Genomic DNA, 22,632 nt, shown 5'->3' on the forward strand with positions numbered 1-22,632 from the left:
TTTTAACAATTCAAATAAAATCTAAATATTTAGTATTGGCTGAATCACGATTGGTGTGACAGGTATTTCACTTTTCAACTAAAATTAAGATGTAGACCTGTTAATACAATCGTATATTCCCGACAGAAATTGTCAGGATATTTTTAGAAACTTTGTAAATAAAATTTTAAGAAATGGTTTAATCCCATATATTTTTTATGGTATTTTAATTTTCATCCTAGGCAGCCATTGCTGTACAAATGAAAAGAGGGATAAAAATGTCGATTAACCAATTTTTGCCATCATTAGAAAAATTTGCAGAAGCAGAAAATCAATATATTGAATATTTTACATCTAAAGGTGAAAAAGACATTTTAGGTAAAGTCATTTCAAATATGAAATCGACCGCTGAGATTCAAGCCTCTCAAGGTGTAGACTCATGGTTAGCATATGGCGTGTACTTACCAGCTGTAGAACGTATCTTTGCACTGCATCAAGGGGAAACAGAAGCTGAATTTTTTGAACGCACACAATATCCAGCTGAACTCGTGCAAGCGTATAGCATTAAAGATCATGACATTGCGACTTTGATTGCCGCTGACAAATATAGTCGAATCCACCAACAGCACCTCCCAGTTAATACTAGCCGCTGGCCTTATAGTGACGATGGTTCAAGTATTGATTTAAATCAGTACCCTGCACGAATTAAAGCCAATATTTAATCTTTTATTTAATGAAATACTGAAACAGATAAAAAAGGCATCCACGCACATGGATGCCTTTTATAAATTTTTTATTATTAGCAAAATTTCTTAAAGTTGCTGTTCAGCTTGCTGAAATTCACGAATATTTAATTCATTTAGTTCACCACGCCAAATCCATTTCAGTTTTGACTCAAGGAATACATCTCCTTCAAACCAAACAAATAAACCTTCCATCATTTTAGGCCAATCTTCGCGTGTCACGATATTTTTACCTGAAATAATGGCAAGAATTGCAGCCAAAATCGTATCATGACTCACCGCTAGACTCAGACCATAATCATTGGTTGGATGAGTGTTGTAAATCAACTCCAAAACATCTACCACCCCATGAATGGGCTGTTTCATACCCGGCAAAGCATTATTCACAAAACTATTGATAAAGCCCAAGGCACCTTGCTTTTGAAAATATGGTCCTGCTTTTTTAATATCGAGCACAAAACTTCCCGGCTCGACCAATAATCCTTGTTCAATGATCTCGATATGGTGGGTATTCGGTTCAATCGTGACGTTATCTGCACCTTGAATCATCAATGCTGCCGTATCCACACAGCGCTGAATTGGACTAGAAATACAGTGTTGAATAACACGATCGGTATTTTCAACCAAATAGCTGCCCCACGCTTCGGCTAAATCACGTCCTTGATGCGTCAGTTGCAAGTCATAACCGGCCAAGCCTTGTCCTTGTACAACTTCACGAATGGAATGACGCGTAAACAATGTTACAGGCGTCTTTTCATCCGGCAATAAGTCTATTGCTTTCAGCATACTAGGAGGGAGCAAATCTAGGGCCATAATTGACAGTTCTTATATGCAGGAGATTTAACGGAGTGTGCTGACACTATAGCATGAACCCAATTTAGCTCAAGTTTTGTCAGGCATGTTTGCCAAAGCATTTAAGGCCAATTCTTTCATTTCGGCATTTTTAAATGCAATAAATCCACCATTTAATAAAGTCGTGCGTTGGTTATATAAAAATGCGCGACCTTTAAAATCAACCACCCCCCCACCAATACGCTCGATTAAACATTGTCCAGCGCTCGTATCCCATTCACAGGTGGGATGAAAACGCGGGTAAATATCAACTCGATCTTCTAACATCATACAAAACTTATATGCACTACCAGCATGGTATGCCTGATAAGGACTAAGTTTTTCTAAAGCGTCTAGATAGTGCTTATAAATCGGCTTATTTTTGGCACTTTGACTCAAGCCAACGTGTACGACATTCTCTACAGAAGTTTGAACATATTCATACCATGTGGTTGACTGGCTATCATATTTCAATGGAAATCCTGCAAAAGGACAAATATATACACTATATTCCCCCGGAATTGCCAATATGGCAAAGGTAGTATTAGCACCCTCAACCAAACTCAGATTAATGGTAAATTCAGGTCTTTTATGTAAAAACTCTTTGGTACCATCTAAAGGATCAAGCAGCCAAAATTTTTGCCATTGCATACGTTCAGACTTGTCACCTTCTTCTGACAATACAGGCAAGTTAGAAACTTTGGATAATGCTTGAGTAATATAGCTATTTGCACGATAGTCAGCTTGCGTTACAGGTGAATCATCACTTTTACGTTCCACATCAAAATCCGCACCTGAGCAATAACGCCGATATTCTTCTCGCAAAATTTCGCAAGCTTGTGTCACAATGGGAACCAACTGCAAAATCAGTGGGTCTTGCGGTGCTGTTGTTGTTTTAAACATAGAATACCTTTATATGCCAAATTACTCAGAAAAGCCGACGATCATTTTTGATATGGACGGTACTTTACTCGATCTTGCTTATGATGATTTCATTTGGAATGAGTTGCTGCCAATTCGCTATGCTGAACAGCATCAGTGCTCACTCGAACAAAGCAAGCAAACGCTATTTAGTTTTTATCAACAGCATAATCATACCCTAAAATGGTACTCCTCTCGCTTTTGGACGTCACAAGTTGGCGTTGATGTTCTGGAGATGCAAATAGAACAAAAAGCCAAAGTGTCTAAACGCGAAGGCTGCATTGAGCTGCTCACCTATCTGAAAGAAAATGGCTATCCTATTTGGCTTGCAACTAATGCCGACTTTGCAGGTTTACAATTCAAACTTGAAGAAACCGGTCTTCGTGATTTTTTCGATGTTATCGTCAGTTCAGAAACTCTCGGTCATGCCAAAGAGTTTATTGAGTTTTGGCAAATATTAGCAAGCAAACATCTCTTCGATGCAAAAAACTGTTATTTCATTGATGACACAGAAAAAGTGCTCAATGGTGCAAAACTTTTTGGGATTGAACAGCTCTATTCGATTCAGCAGCCTTCATCTGCCAAAGCGCCTCGCGAGACTTGCAATTACCCAATGCTGTCCGCATTAACAGATTTAATCCCTATTTTAGAAGCTCAAATGATTGAGCAAGCCGAGGAACAGAAAAAATATGCGTAAATCAAATCTAGCCGAAGATGCGGTTAGTATGCGTATAGACAAATGGTTGTGGGCTGCACGTTTTTTTAAAACACGCTCTATTGCCAAAAATGCGATTGAAGGCGGTAAAGTTCATCATAATGGCGAACGCGTTAAAGTCTCTCGTGAAGTTCGTGTAGGCATGGAATTAACCATTGCCCAAGGCCTTGAGAAAAAAACCGTGGTGGTAAAAGCACTGTCGGATGTTCGTGGGCCTGCCCCAACCGCTCAGCTGCTTTATGATGAAACTGAGGTCAGTATTGCAAAACGGGAATTGCTCGCATCCCAAAGAAAGTTGCATAATCTAGCTCGGCCAGATCATCGACCAAGTAAAAAAGATCGTCGAGATATTGGTAAATTTAAAAGAGAAAATGATCAACAGTTTGACCAGCAATGGTCTTATAATGATGATTAAGTTAAAGCGTCACAACATGTCGCACCTGTTGTGATTTTCATAGAACAAAAGGATGATTTCTGTCACTATACACTCGTGGAACAGATTTAAACTGAATACATCCACTTGAGTATATTGTTTCGTGACATCGTATTGAGGTTGTAAGATGGATGATAATAAAAGCAAGGCGTTAAATGCGGCCTTAAGCCAAATTGAAAAGCAGTTTGGTAAAAACACCGTTATGCGTCTTGGTGATAATACCGTACAGGCAGTTGAAGCTGTCTCTACAGGTTCTTTAACATTAGATATCGCACTAGGTATTGGTGGTTTGCCTAAAGGTCGTATCGTAGAAATCTACGGTCCTGAATCTTCTGGTAAAACGACTATGACATTACAAGCTATTGCACAATGTCAGAAAGCTGGCGGTACTTGTGCATTCATCGATGCTGAACATGCATTAGACCCTCAATACGCACGTAAACTTGGCGTAGATATTGATAACTTACTTGTTTCACAGCCAGACAATGGTGAACAAGCACTTGAAATTGCAGATATGCTGGTACGTTCAGGTGCCATTGACCTGATCGTTGTCGACTCTGTAGCTGCACTGACCCCTCGCGCCGAAATTGAAGGCGAAATGGGTGACTCACACATGGGCTTACAAGCTCGCCTGATGAGCCAAGCACTGCGTAAAATTACCGGTAATGCGAAACGTTCGAACTGTATGGTGATCTTCATTAACCAAATCCGTATGAAGATTGGTGTAATGTTTGGTAGCCCAGAAACCACAACTGGTGGTAATGCACTTAAATTCTATGCATCTGTACGTTTAGATATCCGCCGTATTGGTCAAGTGAAAGAAGGCGACGAAATCATTGGTTCAGAAACTAAAGTGAAAGTTGTGAAAAACAAAATGGCTCCTCCATTCCGTGAAGCGATTTTCCAAATTCTTTATGGTAAAGGCGTGAACCATTTAGGTGAGCTTGTTGACCTCGCAGTACAACAAGAAATTGTTCAAAAAGCAGGTGCTTGGTATTCATACCAAGGTGACAAGATTGGGCAAGGTAAAAACAATACCATTCGCCACTTAGAAGAACACCCTGAACTTGTGCAAACTATCGAAAAACTGATTCGTGAACAACTTCTGACTACGGGTACAGCACCTGTAGAAGACAAAGACGAAGAAGAACCAGACTTTTTAGATGCTTAATTACAGCATACTTTAATAGCAGACGAAACGCCCTACGGGGCGTTTTGTTTTGCACTCAAAATTTGTATTAAAATGACCCCATGACTAAAGACCATTTTCCATTCTTGCTTGATTATGAAGCACTGAAACAACAGTTTGCAGAAGCTGAAGAAACTACCTGCGTAAATCATGCTGCACAAACTGACATTTCACATGACAATACTTCGGTGATCGATCACACTGCGTTGCATTTTGACACCAATGGTAAAGATGTTCATGCTGAAAAAAAATCGGGACTGCGCGGCTCTCGTCTACGCTCGTACGCTTTTGCAGTACTCACACGTAAAGAATACTCAAAAGCGGATTTAATCGAAAAATTAGCACTGTATGCGGATAGTCGTGAAGAAGTCATACACTTGGTGGAAGAACTCGCACGTGAGAACTATCAAAGCGATCAGCGTGTAGCAGAGATGGTGCTATCGAGTCAAAAACGTAAAGGTAAAGGCCCTAATCGCATAAAGCTCGCGTTAAAAAATAAAAAAGTAGACAGTGAATTAATTCTGGATGAATTAAAAGAAACAGATTGGGTCACTGAAGCCTACCAGCTCAAAATAAAAAAATTTGGCAAAGCTGTTGAACGTGATCCAAAACAAAAAGCCAAACAAATACGTTTTTTGCAATATCGAGGCTTTGATCTCAATACGATTTTTAAAGTGATTGCACGTAAAGAATTTGATGACGAATAAAAAAGATATAAATCTAAATGAAAAATTAATAAAACTAAAATAAAGAAGAATATAGGATTGAAAAAATGAAAGGACGTTTAATTTATTATTATTGAAACTGGTGGCAACCCTACCAGCAAGACTTCGGCACATCATATTTCTACTACCGTTGCTACCTTCCGGTCCTGGCGGGGTTTATAGAGTACAATTGCGAAGTAACCAGCAGGGCTACCATTGCAAGAACAGAGTATAGAGATTTTTAATAAACATGCAAGCCTAAAACCAAGAATTCCTGAGTAGAAAACACTGTTTGATTATTTATAAATCAATATGATGGTCGATGATGTAGAAAACGTGAAACTTCATCACTATATTTTTACTTTAATACACAGCAAGATTGTAAAAGCTTATTGCAATTCAGATCTTTGGCGTTTTTAATGTGCTTATCGTTTTATCTAAAGCTGTCTGTAATAAAACTATTCTATACGGACATGCTTGTAACTACATGGAATTTTTATGATGTTTAAACAGCATGTATTGTGTGCCCTTACATTGACTTGCTCAGGTGCATTATTTGCCAATATTCCAATTGAATCTCGTGGTTTGAGTGGCGCTAATAATGGTACTGTGTATACAGCAAATAATACGGCCATTCAAACAGGTGCTGGCTCTACCCCTATTCCAACCAATTTGAATTGGCAGCTTATGCAGAAGAACCAACAGCTTGAAAATGAATTGCGTAGCTTACGCGGTAAAATGGAAGAGCAAGACAATATTATCGAACAATTAAAAAGTGAACTTACAAACCGCTATGCAGATTTAGATCAACGTTTAGAACTACTCCAACAAAAAGTAGATCCAAGTGAAGACACAGAGGCCGCGGAGGATAACCAACAAGGTACTGTACCCAGTAACAGCTAATACAGCGCCTACACCTGTTAAACAACCTACGACCCAATCAACATTAAGCTCATCTGCAAACCAACCTGTAAATGCAGGTGGTGACTCACTTGAGCTTGAGAAAGCAGCGTATACCGTTGCTTTAGACGCATACAAACAAGGTGGTGCAAAGAAAGCCATTGCACCAATGAAAAACTTTATTAAGAATAATCCTAACAGTGTCTATATTAGCAACGCATATTTTTGGCTAGCTGAGTTCAACCTTGCTGTTGAACCGACCAACTATGCGGAAGCGAAAAAGAACTATAGTATCGTGGTAGATCAATACCCTGAATCGACCCGCGCGCCTAGAGCGTTATATCAACTGTATAGCATTGCAAAAGACGTCGATCGAAATAGTAGTTTAGCAACGCAGCTCAAAAGCAAGCTTATCCAAAAGTATCCAAAATCTGAAGAAGCAGGCTTTGTTAAAAAATAGTCCTATTTTTAACGCAAAAAAAAGACACCTTATAAGGTGTCTATTTTTATTCGCAGTATTTAACGAACGATACCGCGCTTAGACTGCTCAAGTGAGTCAATCAACAATTGCGCTTCTGCCACATCAGGCAAAATTTCAGTACGAATACGCTCAATCGCTTCATTCGTCGTTAAACCATCTTTATAGATCAATTTAAAAGATTCACGTAAACCTTGAATCACATTTTTAGACCAACCTTTACGACGCATTCCTTCAATGTTCATTGCAAAAGCATGGGCTGGATTACCAGATACCATGACATAAGCAGGTACATCTTTCAAAATAAGCGATGCACCACCAATCATACTGAATGAATCGATTTTACAGAATTGGTGAATACCAGAGTTACCACCTACGATGACATAATCACCGATATGGACATGGCCGGCAACGCCGACATTATTGGCAAAGATATTGTGATCACCTACCACACAGTCATGTGCAATATGTGTATTCACCATCAATAAATTGTGACTACCAACTTTAGTTAGACCCTGATCTTGAACAGTACCACGGTGTAAACTACAGTGTTCACGAATCGAGTTATAATCACCGATTTCTAACCAGGTTTCTTCACCAGCATATTTTAAGTCTTGGCAGACTTCACCAACACTGGCAAATTGAAAAATTTCGTTATGTTGACCAATACGGGTATAACCACCCACCACAACATGTGAATGCAGTTTAGTGCCCGCTCCAATTGTGACTTTAGGACCAATAATACAATATGGTCCAATTTGCACATCCGGAGCAATTACTGCTGATGAGTCAATAATGGCGGTAGGATGAATTAATTCGTTATTGCTCATGCTGTCTCTGTTTTCTGATGCGAAACCATAATTTCCGCGGTTGCTGCGACTACGCCATCTACAGTGGCAACACAATTATATTTGTAAATGCCACGCTTTTGCATCACTAATTCCGATTTTAATACAAGTTGATCGCCTGCAACGACTTGTTTTTTAAATCGAACCTTCTCTGCACCAGCAAATAAGAACAGCGAACCCGCTGAAGGTTTCTCATTATTCATGATGAAGCCTAAAATACCCGATACTTGCGCCAATGCTTCAACAATCAGCACACCCGGCATAATTGGGTATTCAGGGAAATGGCCTTGTAAAAATTCTTCATTAATCGTTACATTTTTATAGCCTACAATCCCGTTGTCAGTCACTTCAACAACACGATCAACCAATAAAAACGGATAACGATGTGGCAAATATTCACGAATAGTCTGAATAGTCATTGGTAATTCAGGTTTTGTGAAAGCTGGGGTATTCGACTCTGTCATCATAATTATTTACGCAATTTAAATGTTGATTCAAGGGACTCAATTTGAGACTGCATATGATCAAGTCGTTTGACCAATTGGGTCAATGGCACATCTGCTAATTGTTTAAAGCGGATTGCTGCCTTTTTCCAAGAACCACTTTCAAGCATCGGCGTACCTGAAGAATAACTTCCAGCAACGGAAATACTTTTTGTGACCATTGACATACCGGTAATTGTCACATTATCTACAATATTAATGTGACCTACGATACCAACAGCCCCTGCTAGCACACAATTTTTGCCAATAGTTGTACTACCGGCAATGCCACATTTCGCAGCCATTGCGGTATTTGCACCAACTTTGACGTTATGCGCGATTTGCACAAGGTTATCAATAATGACACCATCTTCCAAAATTGTGTCATCTAAAGCACCACGGTCAATACTACAATTTGAACCAATACGCACATCATTCCCGATACGTACAGAACCTAATTGAGCAATACGATGCCATTTCCCTTGATAAGGCGCAAAACCAAATCCTTCACCACCGATCACCGTATTTGCATGGATACGTACACGATCACCTAACTTGGCTTCACCAGTAATCGTCACATGCGAATCGATAAAACAATCTTTACCAATTTCAACACCATGATCAATCTTCACTTGTGATTCAATGCGCGTTCCTTCACCCACCACACTATTCGCACCAATCACCACATAATGCCCAATATAAGCAGTATCAGAAATGATTGCGGAAGGATGAATTTGAGCAGTACTTTCAATTCCTATTTCTACAGATTTTTTTTCAAAAACATGCGTTAGAATAGCGAAAGCCAGATAAGGATTGGGTACAACAATGAAGTTTTGCTGTGAAGGGATTTGTGACTGCATGTCTGCAGTCACAATCAGCGCACCAGCCTTAGACTGTTGAGCTTCATTCAGATATTTATCTGCGTTTAAAAATGCAAGCTGATGCGGTTGAGCACTCTCTAGACTTGCCATTCCACTGAATTGCAAGTCTAGCTGACCAATACATTGACCTTGAACAAGTTGAGCAAGCTTTTCTAAACTGAATTTTTGAGAACTCATTGATTATTTAATTGCATTAACCTTTTGAATCATTTTATCAGTTAAATCAAACTTAGGGTCATACGCAAGTGCTGAATTTTTATTCAAAATAACATCTAACTTATTTTCTGTGCGCAATTGTTCTGCAACTTGCTTGATTCGAGTATCCATCGTGCGATTTAAGGACTGGATATTACCTTGAACCGAAGCTTGAACTTTTTGCTGTAAATCAGTCAGCTCTTTGAGTTTAGTTTGATACTGTTGACCCATTTGCTGCTTTTGCGCAGCAGTCAACTTATCACCACCTTGCTGAGCTTTCTGTTGCATTGCTTCCAGCTCTTTAGCCAGTGATTCAATTTTAGTGGTTTGTGGTTTCAACTGCTGTTGAATTTGAGCATTTTGTTGTTTTAGATAAGCGCTTTGATCAACCACCTTTTCTAAATCTACCACACCGTAACCTGCTGCATGTACCACAGCAGAACATGACATACCCAATACCGCCAAACCAGCAAATAATTTATTCATCTTATCAACCTGTAATTTTGTTATTCCCAGAAGGGTCGTACTTAGAACGTACGACCAATCTCGAATTGGATTTCTTTTGTTTCATCGCCAGCTTTGTCATTCAGTGGGAATGCATAACTCAGTGAAATTGGACCAATCATCGTGATCCAAGTAAAACCTGCACCAACGCTATAACGCATGTTATTCATATCAAAGCCGTAATTATCTTTACAGTATTGACGGTCTTCACTAGATTTAGGAACGTCACATTGGGTGTCAAATACTTGTGCGCCTTCAGCAAACAATACTGGACGAACTTGACGCGCCCAATCGCCTTTAAATGGCACAGGTAAAGCCAATTCAGTACCAAATTGAATTAAAGCATTACCACCGACTTCTTCTGGATCGTAGTCAACCTGATTTTGCGCATCATAATACACACCAGGATATTTCGGCCCTAGAGTACTGTTGTCATAGCCACGTACCGAACCAAAACCACCTGCATAGAAATTTTTATAGAACGGTAAATCATTACCATAGCCTAACTTACCGTAACCACGTAACACAAAGTCTTTACCGAGTGGGAAATAAGCTTGTGCATCATAAGTGATTTTTTGATATTCAACATCACTACCTGGTAATGCAATTTCGGCATTGACGCGGTGTGACATACCCGATGTAGGGAATACCGGGCGATTCAAGGTGTTGTACGACCAACCTAAGTTAAGGTTATAAGTTAAGAAATCACCTTTAAATTCATTGTCATAAGTAATTTCTTCAACAGCACATTTATAACCAATTATTTCGTTTTTATCATTATAAACAGGTACAGTATTTTGAGACTCACCATTAGCATCTTTTGGGCAGTAAGAACCTTTCCCTGTAGCTTTACCACCGTTAGCAAGTAAGTAGTCACGGACATACGTAGATACATATGGGCCTGTAGTTACATCAGTTTGATCAATATTCAAACCCATACTGATACTTTGGTTTTCATCGATCGGATAACCAAAGTTGATACCACCACCAAAACTATCAGTGACGTAGTTGTTAACGTTATAGTCGTTATCTAACTTGGTTTTACGGTAGTACAAGTTATAACCACGGCGTACACCATCAATAGTGAAGTATGGGTCAGTTACACTGAGGTTGTAATAATCTTGAGTCTCTGAACGAGACAAATCGATAGAAACTGCATTACCTGTACCCAAGAAGTTGGTTTGACTCAAACCTGCTTGGAAAGTTACACCGCCACTTTGTGAGAAACCAACAGCTAAAGTACTTGTCCCCGAATGCTGCTCTTCAACATTTACATTTAAATCAATTTGATCTGGCGTGCCCGGAATACGTGCAGGCTTAACATCAACGGTTTTAAAGAAACCAGTACGTTCTAAACGCACTTTAGACAAATCAATTTTTTCGTTACTTGCTAAGGCGCCTTCCATTTGACGCATTTCACGACGTAGAACTTCATCAGCTGTTTTCGAGTTACCTGTGAAATTAATACGGCGAACAGTGACTTGCTGGCCCGGATTCACATAGTAATTTAAATCAACCAATTTGGTGTCTTTATTGATTTCAGGAACAATGTTCACTTCTGCAAAGTAGTAACCTGCATTACCATATTTACGAAGTAAAAGCTGTTTCACACCATTCACTTTTTCTTGTGAATATAAATCGCCATCTTTATAGAGTTTTAAAGCGTTTAAATCTGTTTGCGTATAAAGCGTATCACCTAAGAAATGGGTTTCACCAAACTTAAATTGTTCACCTTCATCCACCGAAACTTCGATAAAGACGTGTTTTTTATCTTCACTCAAATTCAGACTTGAATTGGTAATGTTGAAGTTGATGTAACCTTTGTTGAGATACATCGCACGTAACGCTTCTAAACTCGCAGCCATCTTTTCACGTGCATAGCGGTCATTACGAGAAATGATCGAGTTCCAACCACTTTCTTTTAATGCAAAAATTTGTTTAATTTCGCTTTCTTTAAAAACCGTATTACCAATGATATTGATATCAAATACTTTGGCAGATTGGCCTTCTTCAAACTCAATTAAGACATTGACACGGTTATTCGGTTGAGCGGTTGTAATCACTTTGACATCAGCATCGTAGCGACCTTGCTGCATGTACTGTTGTTCTAATTCAGTTTCAACCGTTTGCAAAGATGATTTCTTTAAAACTTCACCTTCGGACAGACCCATTTTCTTTAAGCCTTCTTCCAAGGCTTCTTTAGGAATAAGTTTATTGCCTTTTAGCTCAACTTTAGAAATTACTGGGCGTTCAACCACTGTATATACAAGGGTATTACCGACTTGTGAAGACTTCACATCATCAAACAAACCCGACGCAAACATGCTACGAATTGAGTTTGAAATGATTTGATCATTGACACGATCACCAGCGGAGAATGGGATCATTCCGGCTACATTGTCAGGAGTTAAACGCACTAAGCCATCAACACGAATATCTTGTACTACAAAATCATCTGCTGCATATACTTGTTGTGCTACGGCCATAGCACTAACCAGTGCCAATGGCATAAATAAATGTTTGTGCTGCATGCCAGTCTTTTCCGCTGTTAATTTATTTCGTATAACGTTCTTATAAACGCATAATGTCATTGAATAGAGCCAGTAGCATCATGCTACCCAGCAATACCATACCAATTTTTAATCCAACCAATTGTATTTGTTCAGAAACAGGTTTACCACGAATTAATTCAATAAAATAGTAAATTAAATGACCGCCATCGAGCATAGGAATCGGTAGTAAATTTAAAATACCCAAACTTACACTCATCAGTGCCATAAATGAAATGAAGGTTTGCCACCCCATCTCAGCACTTTGTCCAGCCACTTTCGCAATAGTAATCGGACCAGATAAATTATCTAAACCAACCAAACCACGCACCATTTTTACAATAGAATTCAGGATCATACTAGATATCTGACCTGTTTTTTCTACCGCTTTGCCCATCGCCTCTACAGGCGTGTATTGAATGGTTTGTTTGTATTCGGCTGGAATATTGACTTTACCCGGATCACTTTGTACACCTAAAAGCCCTGTGACTTTACCCATTTGGTCACGCTTACCTTGCGGCATCACGCTTAAATGCACAATTTTATTTTGTCGTAAAACATCAATTTTAAGTAACTTTTCTGGAGAAGCTTGTACAACTTGTACAACATCAAACCAGTCTTTCATTTTTACGCCATCGATCGAAACAATTCGATCACCCACTTGCATCCCTTGGCGAATCGCTGCGCCATCTTCACTGAGTTTTGAAACCACTGCAGGAATTTCAGGACGATACGGTGTAAAACCAAGAACATCGAGTGGTGACTGAGTTTGATCACGTAAGAAACTTTGAATAGGTAAACTGAAGTTTTGAATTTGCCCTGCTCGTTCAGCTTGAATTTGAATATTGCCAGTTTCACCTACACGATCAACCAAGGCATAATTCAAGCGCTCCCAAGTGGATACTTGAGTGCCATCTACGGCAGTAATTTTATCACCAGACTGCATTTGCGCAGCCGCTGCTGGCGTATTCGGTAAAATTTTACCTACGCGTGTATTGAGCTGTTCCTGAGCTGGTAAAAATAAAATCCAAAACAACACTACTGCAAAAGCCAAGTTAATGAGTGGCCCTGCCGCAACAATTGCAATACGTTTCCAAGGGTGTTGTCGGTTAAATGCTTTTGGTAAGTCTTCTGCTGCGACATCACCTTCGCGTTCATCCAACATTTTGACATAACCACCCAGTGGTAATGCAGACAGTTGATATTGAATACCCGACTTCTTTGACGTCCACTTGAGCAGTGTTGGGCCAAAACCAATCGAATAAACCAAAACCTTTACGCCCAGTTTACGTGCAACGAAATAGTGCCCAAATTCATGAATCGCTATCAACGGTCCAAGTAGCAATATTGCTGCAATAATCATAAACAAGGCATTCATGTCTTAACTTCCTGAATTCAATACTGCTTTTTCAGCAACCATACGTGCCGATTTATCTGCATGCAAAATAACATCAATATTATTTGCAGCTGAGTTTTCAACTTGCCCCAACACATGTTCCACAATTTGCGGGATTTGAGTAAAGCCAATTTTCTCATGCAAAAATGCTGCAACGGCGATTTCATTGGCTGCATTTAAAATCGTTGGAGCTAAGCCCCCAGCCTTCATGGCTTGACGTGCTAATTTTAGTGCTGGGAATCGCTGTATATCAGGCTGTTCAAAGTTTAACTGTGAATGAACAAATAAATCTAATGGAGGCACATGTGTTTGAATACGCTTTGGCCACGCTAAAGCATGAGCGATAGGCGTACACATATCAGGATTTCCCATTTGTGCCAAAGTCGAACCATCTACATATTGAACCATTGAATGAATGATACTCTGTGGATGGACAACAACTGTTACAAATTGTTCTTCAACTGCAAAAAGATGACAGGCTTCGATCAATTCCAAGCCTTTATTCATCAGCGTTGCAGAATCAACTGAAATTTTTTGCCCCATCGACCAATTTGGATGCTTACAGGCTTGGGCCGGCGTTACACTTTGTAATTGTTCCAAACTATGATGTAAAAATGGACCACCTGAAGCGGTGAGTAAGATTTGTTTTACACCTAGCTTTGGCTGACCATGACGCTCACCTTGTAGATAAGTTTCAGGTAAGCATTGGAAGATTGCATTGTGTTCAGAATCGACCGGCAGCAACAAAGCATTATTTTCACGTGCGGTCTGAATCATGATGTCACCCGACATCACCAGCGCTTCTTTATTTGCAAGCAACACGCGTTTACCTGCTTTCGCAGCAGCCAATGTAGGTAGCAACCCTGCCGCACCCACAATAGCTGCCATGACCACATCAACCTGTGGATGTTCTGCTACTGCAATCAATCCTGCTTCATCATGCAAGATTTCAATATCAGTTAATTTTTCAGCTACGAGTAATTGGCGCAGTTCATCCACTTTATTGTATGGAACAACTGCGATTTTCGGTCGATATTGTTTGCATATTTCGACAAGTTCTACAATTCGGCTATGTGCAGTGACTGCAAAAACTGAATACTCTTCGGGGTGCTGTTGCAGAATCTTTAAAGTACTTTGACCAATGGATCCTGTTACACCCAATATACAAACAGATTGTGACATCTATAAATCTACGCCAATTAATTTTAAAACATACATACCTGCCGCAAAGATAGGTGCTGCAGCAAGCAACGAGTCAATACGATCCAGCACACCACCATGTCCGGGAAGAATACGACCAGAATCTTTGATCCCTGCACGACGCTTGATCATCGATTCAAATAAATCACCAAGTACTGAACTAAATACTGTTATTACTGAAAGTATTAAAAATAAAATATGTTCAGCGATGCTTAAATCAAGATAAATAATTTCAACAACAATAACAATTAGCATTGCAGTGAATAGACCGCCATATAAACCTTCGATCGATTTATTTGGGCTCACATCTGGTGCAAGTTTTTTCTTACCAAATTTACGTCCCACGAAGTATGCACCACTGTCTGCACCCCATACCAACAGGAACAGATACATGAGCCACCAAGGTGAGTTCATCCACACAGAAAAAATAGCAGTTACCGCAGCAGGAACTAAGACTAAACCAATACCACTCAGACTCGGGTTATACCAGTTATCGTAATCAGGATAAGACTTCACCCAATAGACACTTAAGATCCAAGTAAAGATCGAAGCCGCCCAAAGCAGTAATGCAACATCTGTAAAATGCAATGCTAGTGCTGAAAGAATAGCAGTGACTAGACCATAGCCCCAAGCGAAAGGTTTAATCACATTTTGTGTATTCCGCGGCATGAGTTTGAACCACTCATAACCCGCGACAGCTGATGCAATAATCATCAGCACAAGCATTGGGTATTTAGACTCGGTTGCAAACATGCAACTCAGTACAACTGAAACCAGTACCAATGCGGTTATTATCCGCTCTAACATTTATTTATTCTCAAACTGCTCTTGTTGAATCTGCTCTGAAGTCTTACCAAAACGACGTTCACGACCACCAAATACCGCTAGTGCGTCGTCAAATTCTTCAATGGTAAATTCAGGCCATAATGTCTGGGTAAAATAAAGTTCTGCATACGCAGCTTGCCAAAGCAAGAAGTTCGAGAGACGGAAATCACCACCTGTACGAATTAACAAATCTACCGGAGGTAGATCACTTAAACTGACATATTGACCAAAGACTTCAGCATCCACTGCTTCAAGATTTATTTTGTTAGTTAAAACATCTGCTGCGATTTGTTTTGCAGCCTGTGTCATATCCCACATACCACCGTAACTAATTGCAATAGTTAAAGTCATGCTGTCGAAATTAGCAGTCCTTTGTTCAGCTTGCAACATTAAGTCACGTAAGTTAGGAGATAAACGAGAACGATCACCAATAAAACGTAGGGAAATGTTAAATTTTTCCATGCGTGGCAACTGTTCATGAATGGTTTCTTCAAGAAGAGCCATCAACAAATCAACCTCAAACTGAGGACGATTCCAATTTTCACTCGAAAAAGCAAAAACCGTCAGTGCTTGGATATTTCTTTTACGACAATGTTCAACGATGGGATCTAGGATGTCCTTTCCAGAACGATGCCCTTCACCTTTTTGCATTTGATTCTTTTTGGCAAAACGATTGTTGCCATCCATAATGATGGCAACATGTTTTGGAAGACGGGAAGTTTCTTCAGATGAGGTCATTAAAACTTAGACCTTCATCAATTCAGCTTCTTTTGCAGCCAGACGTTTTTCAACTTCAGCAACGAATTTGTCTGTGATTTTTTGAATATCATCACCCGCACGACGCTCATCATCTTCAGAAATTTCTTTTTCTTTCAACAATGCTTTGATATCACCCAAAACATCACGACGGATGTTACGGATGGCAACTTTTGCATTTTCAGCTTCGTTACGTGCAACTTTCTGCATGTCTTTACGTGTTTCTTCTGTCAATGCGGCCATAGGAACACGGATGGCATCAGCAGTAATCGGGTTTAAGCCCAAGTCAGATTCACGGATTGCTTTATCAATTGCAGCAACCATTGAACGTTCAAAAGGCTGAACAAGTAAAGTACGAGAATCTTCTACACCCACGTTCGCTACTTGGTTTAATGGCACATCAGAGCCATAGTAAGGAACCATAACACCATTTAAAATTGATGGGTGCGCGCGCCCTGTACGAACTTTAGCAAAACCATGCTCTAGAGAATCTAGAGATTTGTTCATACGGTCTTCTGCGTCTTTTTTAAGATCGTTAATCATGTGATCTTCCTTACTTAATTCGAAAAGATGTAAATTCTAAAATAGCTTGTAGTATAAAGAGCTTTAGGGCCCACGTACATTAGTTCGTAACGTGAGTACCCTCTTTTTCACCCATTACCACTGAAAGTAATGAACCTGATTTGTTCATATCAAATACTTGAAGTGGAACGTTGTGGTCACGGCATAAGCAGATCGCTGTTAAATCCATCACACCCAGTTTTTCATCTAAAACTTGGTCAAATGTTAATGCATCATATTTCACTGCATCTTCATATTTGCTTGGATCTTTGTTGTATACGCCATCAACTTTCGTCGCTTTAAGAATAAGATTGGCTTCAATCTCGATACCGCGTAAGCATGCTGCTGTATCTGTCGTAAAGAATGGGTTACCCGTACCTGCAACAAATACACAAACTTCGCCACGTGTTAAATGACGAATTGCATCACGGCTAGAATATGATTCAACTACAGCACCAATAGGTAAAGCTGACATTAGACGAGTTTTGATATTACGACGTACCAAAGCATCACGCAGTGCTAAACCGTTCATTACAGTGGCCAACATACCCATTTGATCACCTGTTACACGGCCAACCAAACCATCTTTTTGTAATTGGCTGCCACGGTAAAGGTTACCACCACCGACAACGATACCCACTTGAACACCCAAACCAACAAGGTGCGCAATTGCGAGTGACATTTGATCGAGCACTTGTGCATCGATCCCCATCTCTTTATTGCCCGCTAAAGCTTCACCTGAAAGCTTAAGCAGGATGCGACCAAAACGTGGTTTTTTAGAATCAAGCATCATCAACTCCGAATTATTTAATTTCAATTATTTTTAATTAATCGTTTAAGCAGACTTAACCGAGATTAGTTTTGCAAATAAGTCATATTCATCTGCATCTGTGATTTCTACTTCAAGTAAATCACCTGCTTTAATCACTGACTTATCGATATCTTCAACAAATACATTACCGTCAATTTCAGGTGCATCTGCATAAGAACGTGCAACAGCAACTGGGAACTCTTCTTCAAGATCATCCACCAGTACTGTCATTTTCTGACCGATACGGCTTTGCAATTTCGCAGCAGAGATTTCTTGCTGAACTTGCATGAAACGTTCATAACGCTCTTGTTTGATTTCCTCAGACACATGATCTGGTAAATCATTTGCAGTCGCGCCTTCAACTGGTGAGTAAGTAAAACAACCCACACGATCAAGCTGCGCTTCTTTTAACCAATCAAGCAACATTTGGAAGTCTTCTTCAGTTTCACCCGGGAAGCCCACAACAAATGTAGAACGAATCACAAGATCAGGACATTTCTCACGCCAAACTTTTAAACGCTCTAGTGTATTTTCACTGTGCGCAGGACGTTTCATGAGTTTTAAAATCTTAGGACTTGCATGTTGGAATGGAATATCCAAATACGGCAGGATTTTGCCTTGTGCCATTAAGTCAATCACAGCATCCACATGTGGATATGGATATACATAGTGCAGACGCACCCAGATACCCAATTGACCCAATGCTTCACACATGTCATAGAATTTGGTTTTAACGGGCTGACCGTTCCAGAAGTCCAATTTGTATTTGGTGTCTACGCCATAAGCCGATGTATCTTGAGAAATCACAAGGACTTCTTTTACGCCTGCTTTTTTCAGCGCTTGAGCTTCAGTCAATACTGAACCTACTGGACGAGAAACCAAATCACCACGCATGCTCGGAATAATGCAGAATGTGCAACGATGGTTACAACCTTCTGAAATCTTCAAATAAGCATAATGTTTTGGTGTTAATCGAATACCTTGTTCAGGTACTAGATCAATAAACGGATTGTGTTTCGGTGGCTCAGGCACGTATTCGTGCACAGCTTCCATCACTTCTTGATATGCCGCAGCACCTGTCACTTTTAAGACATTTGGGTGCATTTGGCGAATTTTGTCTTCGTCTTTACCTAAACAACCAGTCACAATTACGCGACCGTTTGAACTCATCGCTTCGCCAATGGCATCTAGCGACTCTTGTACTGCAGATTCAATAAAACCACAGGTATTTACAACTACTAAATCGGCACCATCATAATCTGATGCTACATCATAACCTTCAGTCTTTAACTGAGTTAAAATTCGTTCGGAATCTACCAATGCCTTAGGACAACCTAAAGAAACAAAACCGACTTTGGGGGATTTCATGAATCTGCGCTCCACTATAATCCGCGTATTGTATGTCTTTTCAAAACATAAAAACAGGTGAAAAGGCCACTCTTTATATCACGCACCAAAATAATGCTATAAATTCATCCATATAATTTCATTTGCACCATTTTAATGCATTTTAGATTTACAGCCTGTTTTTAATCAGCTATACACTTTATTTAAAGTCTTAAATAAGCGCATTTATTCAAATAAGCATTAAAACTTAGCGTATTTCTGAAATAGTTGGCTTATATCTTGCATAACTTGCATCAATTCGAACCTTATTAGATTGAACGATTTGCTTTATGAAGATGCCATTGCGCCATTTTAAGACAGGAACCTCTCGCTAATGGATCAGACTATGACGATTGATTACCGGCTTTTAGTGGATAATTTAACCACTGCCATTTTATTGGTCGATAGCAACCTGAATATTTTTTATTTAAATTCATCATGTGAAGCGCTTTTTGACATCAGCTTACTTCGTGCATCAGGTCAGCCTGTATTAAATTTACTCCATATGCCCGATGATGAATTCAATACGCATGATGCATTAATGAATACATTAACTTCTGGCCAGCACTATACGCGCCGAGAAGCAACGATTAATGTCAACTTTAAAGACATTCATGTTGATTACACCGTGTCACAACTCAACTCTGGCAAACCCTACCACCCGTTGCTATTGATTGAACTCAATCAAATCGACCGGATGTTGAAAATCTCTAAAGAAGAAAACCTGATTCAACAGCATCAAGTCGCACGACAACTGATTCGTGGTGTTGCCCATGAAATTAAAAATCCACTTGGTGGTATCCGTGGGGCGACACAACTTTTAGCTCGTAGCTTAAATGATCCGAAGTACAGTGAATTCACCGACATTATTATTAGTGAAGTGGATCGATTAAGAAATCTTGCTGACACCATGCTGGGTTCAAGACAATTGCCAAGTTACGAGCCAGTCAATGTGCATGAACCCCTTGAACGTGTTCGTTCACTGATCGTCAACCAAACCAAGAAGAAAATTAAGATCACCCGTGATTACGACCTTTCTTTACCGGATGTTTTCGCAGATCGTGATCAATTGATTCAGGTCATGCTGAATATCAGTGTTAATGCCGTTCAGGCAATGACGGAAAACAAAGAGTTCTTTGTTGAGCACCAACCAGAACTCACTTTGCGCACACGTATTCAACGTTTAGTCACCATCAACGGTGTATTAAAACGCTCTGCGGTACGCATTGATATCGAGGACAATGGACCAGGTGTCCCACAAGAAATATTAGAATCCGTATTTTACCCATTAGTGACAGGACGAGCGAAAGGCACAGGTCTCGGTCTAAGCATTGCACAAAATATTATGCATCAACATAACGGAATGATTGAATGCCAATCAGTTCCTGGAAAAACAGTATTTAGCCTATATTTACCTTGGGAGTCAGATCATGTCGCGTAATAAGATTTGGGTCATCGATGATGATCGCGCCATGCGTTGGGTGCTGGAAAAAACATTCAAAGAAGAAGGTTTTGATGTTACCAGTTTTGAAGAAGCACAATCCGCTTTAGATCAGTTAAGTGTCGATGCGCCAGATGTTATTTTGACAGACATCCGTATGCCGGGTATTGATGGACTGACCTTTTTAGGTAAAGTCAAAGGCAACTACCCTGACTTACCTGTAATTATCATGACCGCACATTCAGATTTAGAATCTGCTGTGTCGAGCTATCAAACGGGTGCTTTTGAATATCTACCAAAACCTTTTGATATTGATGAAGCTTTAGCACTTGTAAACCGTGCAATTTTGCATATTGCCAAATTACAACAACAAGAATCTGCTAAAACCATTCAACCGATTCAATCTACAGAGATTATTGGTGAATCACCTGCTATGCAGGAAGTCTTCCGTGCCATTGGTCGTCTTTCTCAATCACACATTACTGTATTAATTAATGGTGAATCAGGCACAGGGAAAGAATTGGTTGCGCATGCGCTGCATAAGCATTCACCACGTGGCAACAAGCCTTTTATTGCGCTCAACATGGCGGCAATTCCAAAGGATTTGATCGAAACTGAATTATTTGGTCATGAAAAAGGCGCGTTCACCGGTGCCAACACACAGCGTCAAGGGCGTTTCGAACAAGCCAATGGCGGGACTCTTTTCCTTGATGAAATTGGCGACATGCCATTTGAAACCCAAACACGTTTACTGCGTGTTTTAGCGGATGGCGAATTCTACCGAGTCGGTGGTCACATCCCAGTCAAGGTGGATGTCCGTATCGTTGCGGCAACACACCAAGACTTAGAAAAGTTAGTACATGAAGGTCGCTTTCGTGAAGACTTGTACCACCGTCTAAACGTGATTCGTATTCATATTCCAAAACTTGCACATCGTAGTGAAGATATTCCGATGCTTGCACAACACTTCCTAGCAAGTGCAGGTAAAGAACTTGGGGTAAGTCCGAAGATTCTGCGTCCTGAAACGCAAGAATACATGCAAAAACTGCCATGGCAAGGTAATGTGCGTCAGCTTGAAAATACCTGTCGTTGGTTAACGGTTATGATCACAGGCCGTGAAGTTTATCCAGAAGATTTACCATCTGAATTAAAACAGATTCCAATTCAAGGCACAGATGGCAATCCTGCTACTCAAGGGATTGATCGTATTGGTGTGCATCATTGGGATGAGCTACTTGGTCAATGGGCAGTACAAAAACTTAAAAATGGTGAGATGAAAATTCTCGACATTGCCACACCAATGTTTGAACGCACCCTCATCAATGCTGCACTACAACAAACACGTGGGCGTAAGCGTCATGCTGCAGAACTTTTAGGTTGGGGTCGCAACACCTTAACCCGTAAACTCAAAGAACTTGGCATGGACAGTGCCGAAGATGATGTCGAAGAAGAATTAGAAAGTTAATTTTCTGATTTACATTAAAAAAGCCAGTCACTTGACTGGCTTTTTTAATTTAGAGATTTTTTAGCAATATTTTATGCCGTAAAGCCGACATAACGTGAATAACCTTCCACCCCTAAATCAGACTTATAAATCAGAAACTCAGGGAAGCTCGAGGCGGTAATTTCAGTAAACATATGATACTGATCATCATTAGCATGCAAGTCATCGACTGTATGCTGCATGGTTTGCTCAAATTCATCGGTAATAAACTCAAAACCAATATCCATTGCAATAAACAGCACATGCTCACATGGCTGCACATACTGCTCTTCTGACCAATCAATCACTTGCTGCTGGCAATGTGGACACTGAATGTTATCTGAGGGAGAAATATCAAGTTCGATCAATTGATAAGACATAAAAGTAAATTTATTCATAAATATTAGATTTATTCTAACAA

Annotated in this window: 22 protein-coding genes, 1 other RNA gene and 1 pseudogene; 8 read left to right on the forward strand and 16 right to left on the reverse strand. The window is 39.9% G+C overall.

Features of this window, described 5'->3' with window-relative positions:
* The first annotated feature begins 257 nt into the window (after positions 1-257).
* The gene (locus tag B1201_RS10755) at positions 258-701 is read left to right on the forward strand and encodes a hypothetical protein (protein WP_078193520.1); all 444 of its coding nucleotides are present in this window, start codon (positions 258-260) and stop codon (positions 699-701) included.
* A 90-nt stretch (positions 702-791) separates the two neighbouring features.
* Here the strand turns inward: B1201_RS10755 and B1201_RS10760 are convergent, their stop codons facing one another.
* Together B1201_RS10760 and B1201_RS10765 are read right to left on the reverse strand one after the other, a co-directional pair.
* Positions 792-1,535, reverse strand: a complete 744-nt coding sequence (locus B1201_RS10760; protein ID WP_078188709.1) for a histidine phosphatase family protein — start codon at positions 1,533-1,535, stop codon at positions 792-794.
* A 69-nt stretch (positions 1,536-1,604) separates the two neighbouring features.
* Positions 1,605-2,456, reverse strand: coding sequence for a 3'(2'),5'-bisphosphate nucleotidase CysQ family protein (locus B1201_RS10765; protein WP_078193521.1), 852 nt, complete (start codon positions 2,454-2,456; stop codon positions 1,605-1,607).
* A 13-nt stretch (positions 2,457-2,469) separates the two neighbouring features.
* On the opposite strand from B1201_RS10765, the gene B1201_RS10770 reads away from it, so the two are divergent.
* From B1201_RS10770 to B1201_RS10785, 4 genes are all read left to right on the forward strand, one after another.
* Positions 2,470-3,171, forward strand: coding sequence for an HAD-IA family hydrolase (locus B1201_RS10770; protein ID WP_078193522.1), 702 nt, complete (start codon positions 2,470-2,472; stop codon positions 3,169-3,171).
* Positions 3,164-3,604 carry an RNA-binding S4 domain-containing protein gene (locus B1201_RS10775; protein WP_078193523.1) on the forward strand — a complete coding sequence of 147 codons (441 nt, stop codon included), beginning with the start codon at positions 3,164-3,166 and terminating at the stop codon, positions 3,602-3,604. Before B1201_RS10770 ends, B1201_RS10775 begins: the two co-directional genes overlap by 8 nt.
* A gap of 145 nt (positions 3,605-3,749) precedes the next feature.
* The gene (gene recA, locus B1201_RS10780) at positions 3,750-4,793 is read left to right on the forward strand and encodes a recombinase RecA (protein WP_078193524.1); all 1,044 of its coding nucleotides are present in this window, start codon (positions 3,750-3,752) and stop codon (positions 4,791-4,793) included.
* An 80-nt stretch (positions 4,794-4,873) separates the two neighbouring features.
* Positions 4,874-5,518 (forward strand): regulatory protein RecX, encoded by a 645-nt coding sequence (locus tag B1201_RS10785; protein WP_078193525.1) that lies wholly within the window; start codon positions 4,874-4,876, stop codon positions 5,516-5,518.
* Between the two features lie 107 nt (positions 5,519-5,625).
* Here the strand turns inward: B1201_RS10785 and ffs are convergent.
* Positions 5,626-5,722: signal recognition particle sRNA small type (ffs, locus tag B1201_RS10790), an RNA gene on the reverse strand.
* A gap of 291 nt (positions 5,723-6,013) precedes the next feature.
* On the opposite strand from ffs, the pseudogene B1201_RS10795 reads away from it, so the two are divergent.
* A pseudogene (locus B1201_RS10795) lies at positions 6,014-6,875 on the forward strand (YbgF trimerization domain-containing protein).
* A gap of 59 nt (positions 6,876-6,934) precedes the next feature.
* Here the strand turns inward: B1201_RS10795 and lpxA are convergent.
* The 12 genes from lpxA to rimO form a co-directional block, all read right to left on the reverse strand.
* On the reverse strand, positions 6,935-7,723 hold the full coding sequence (gene lpxA, locus B1201_RS10800) for an acyl-ACP--UDP-N-acetylglucosamine O-acyltransferase (protein ID WP_078193526.1): 789 nt from the start codon (positions 7,721-7,723) through the stop codon (positions 6,935-6,937).
* Complete coding sequence (gene fabZ / locus B1201_RS10805) at positions 7,720-8,205, reverse strand: 3-hydroxyacyl-ACP dehydratase FabZ (protein ID WP_171263789.1); 486 nt, start codon at positions 8,203-8,205, stop codon at positions 7,720-7,722. The genes lpxA and fabZ overlap by 4 nt, the downstream gene beginning before the upstream one ends.
* Positions 8,206-8,210: 5 nt before the next feature.
* On the reverse strand, positions 8,211-9,281 hold the full coding sequence (gene lpxD, locus B1201_RS10810) for a UDP-3-O-(3-hydroxymyristoyl)glucosamine N-acyltransferase (RefSeq protein ID WP_078193528.1): 1,071 nt from the start codon (positions 9,279-9,281) through the stop codon (positions 8,211-8,213).
* Positions 9,282-9,284: 3 nt separating this feature from the next.
* Entirely contained in the window at positions 9,285-9,785 is a 501-nt protein-coding gene (locus B1201_RS10815; protein WP_078193529.1) for an OmpH family outer membrane protein, read from the reverse strand.
* A 41-nt stretch (positions 9,786-9,826) separates the two neighbouring features.
* A complete protein-coding gene (gene bamA / locus B1201_RS10820; RefSeq protein WP_416202468.1) occupies positions 9,827-12,394 on the reverse strand; it encodes an outer membrane protein assembly factor BamA in 2,568 nt (855 codons plus the stop codon).
* Entirely contained in the window at positions 12,375-13,730 is a 1,356-nt protein-coding gene (gene rseP / locus B1201_RS10825) for an RIP metalloprotease RseP (RefSeq protein ID WP_078193531.1), read from the reverse strand. Before rseP ends, bamA begins: the two co-directional genes overlap by 20 nt.
* A gap of 3 nt (positions 13,731-13,733) precedes the next feature.
* Positions 13,734-14,930, reverse strand: coding sequence for a 1-deoxy-D-xylulose-5-phosphate reductoisomerase (gene ispC / locus B1201_RS10830; protein WP_078193532.1), 1,197 nt, complete (start codon positions 14,928-14,930; stop codon positions 13,734-13,736).
* A complete protein-coding gene (locus tag B1201_RS10835) occupies positions 14,931-15,755 on the reverse strand; it encodes a phosphatidate cytidylyltransferase (protein ID WP_078193533.1) in 825 nt (274 codons plus the stop codon).
* On the reverse strand, positions 15,756-16,511 hold the full coding sequence (gene uppS, locus B1201_RS10840; RefSeq protein ID WP_078193534.1) for a polyprenyl diphosphate synthase: 756 nt from the start codon (positions 16,509-16,511) through the stop codon (positions 15,756-15,758).
* 6 nt (positions 16,512-16,517) lie between these two features.
* Positions 16,518-17,072: a ribosome recycling factor gene (frr, locus tag B1201_RS10845; protein ID WP_078188724.1), complete on the reverse strand. Its 555-nt coding sequence runs from the start codon at positions 17,070-17,072 to the stop codon at positions 16,518-16,520.
* A 79-nt stretch (positions 17,073-17,151) separates the two neighbouring features.
* Positions 17,152-17,880, reverse strand: coding sequence for a UMP kinase (gene pyrH, locus B1201_RS10850; RefSeq protein ID WP_078193535.1), 729 nt, complete (start codon positions 17,878-17,880; stop codon positions 17,152-17,154).
* Positions 17,881-17,925: 45 nt separating this feature from the next.
* A complete protein-coding gene (gene rimO, locus B1201_RS10855; protein ID WP_078193536.1) occupies positions 17,926-19,269 on the reverse strand; it encodes a 30S ribosomal protein S12 methylthiotransferase RimO in 1,344 nt (447 codons plus the stop codon).
* Positions 19,270-19,621: 352 nt separating this feature from the next.
* Here rimO and glnL point away from each other — a divergent pair, with 352 nt between their 5' ends.
* Both glnL and glnG read left to right on the forward strand, forming a co-directional pair.
* Positions 19,622-20,728, forward strand: coding sequence for a nitrogen regulation protein NR(II) (gene glnL, locus B1201_RS10860; protein WP_078193537.1), 1,107 nt, complete (start codon positions 19,622-19,624; stop codon positions 20,726-20,728).
* Complete coding sequence (gene glnG / locus B1201_RS10865; protein ID WP_078193538.1) at positions 20,718-22,193, forward strand: nitrogen regulation protein NR(I); 1,476 nt, start codon at positions 20,718-20,720, stop codon at positions 22,191-22,193. Before glnL ends, glnG begins: the two co-directional genes overlap by 11 nt.
* 71 nt (positions 22,194-22,264) lie before the next feature.
* Here the strand turns inward: glnG and B1201_RS10870 are convergent, their stop codons facing one another.
* On the reverse strand, positions 22,265-22,591 hold the full coding sequence (locus B1201_RS10870; RefSeq protein ID WP_078193710.1) for a hypothetical protein: 327 nt from the start codon (positions 22,589-22,591) through the stop codon (positions 22,265-22,267).
* Between the last annotated feature and the right edge of the window lie 41 nt (positions 22,592-22,632).

The organism is Acinetobacter sp. ANC 5600, assembly GCF_002018395.1.
Taxonomy (GTDB): domain Bacteria; phylum Pseudomonadota; class Gammaproteobacteria; order Pseudomonadales; family Moraxellaceae; genus Acinetobacter; species Acinetobacter amyesii.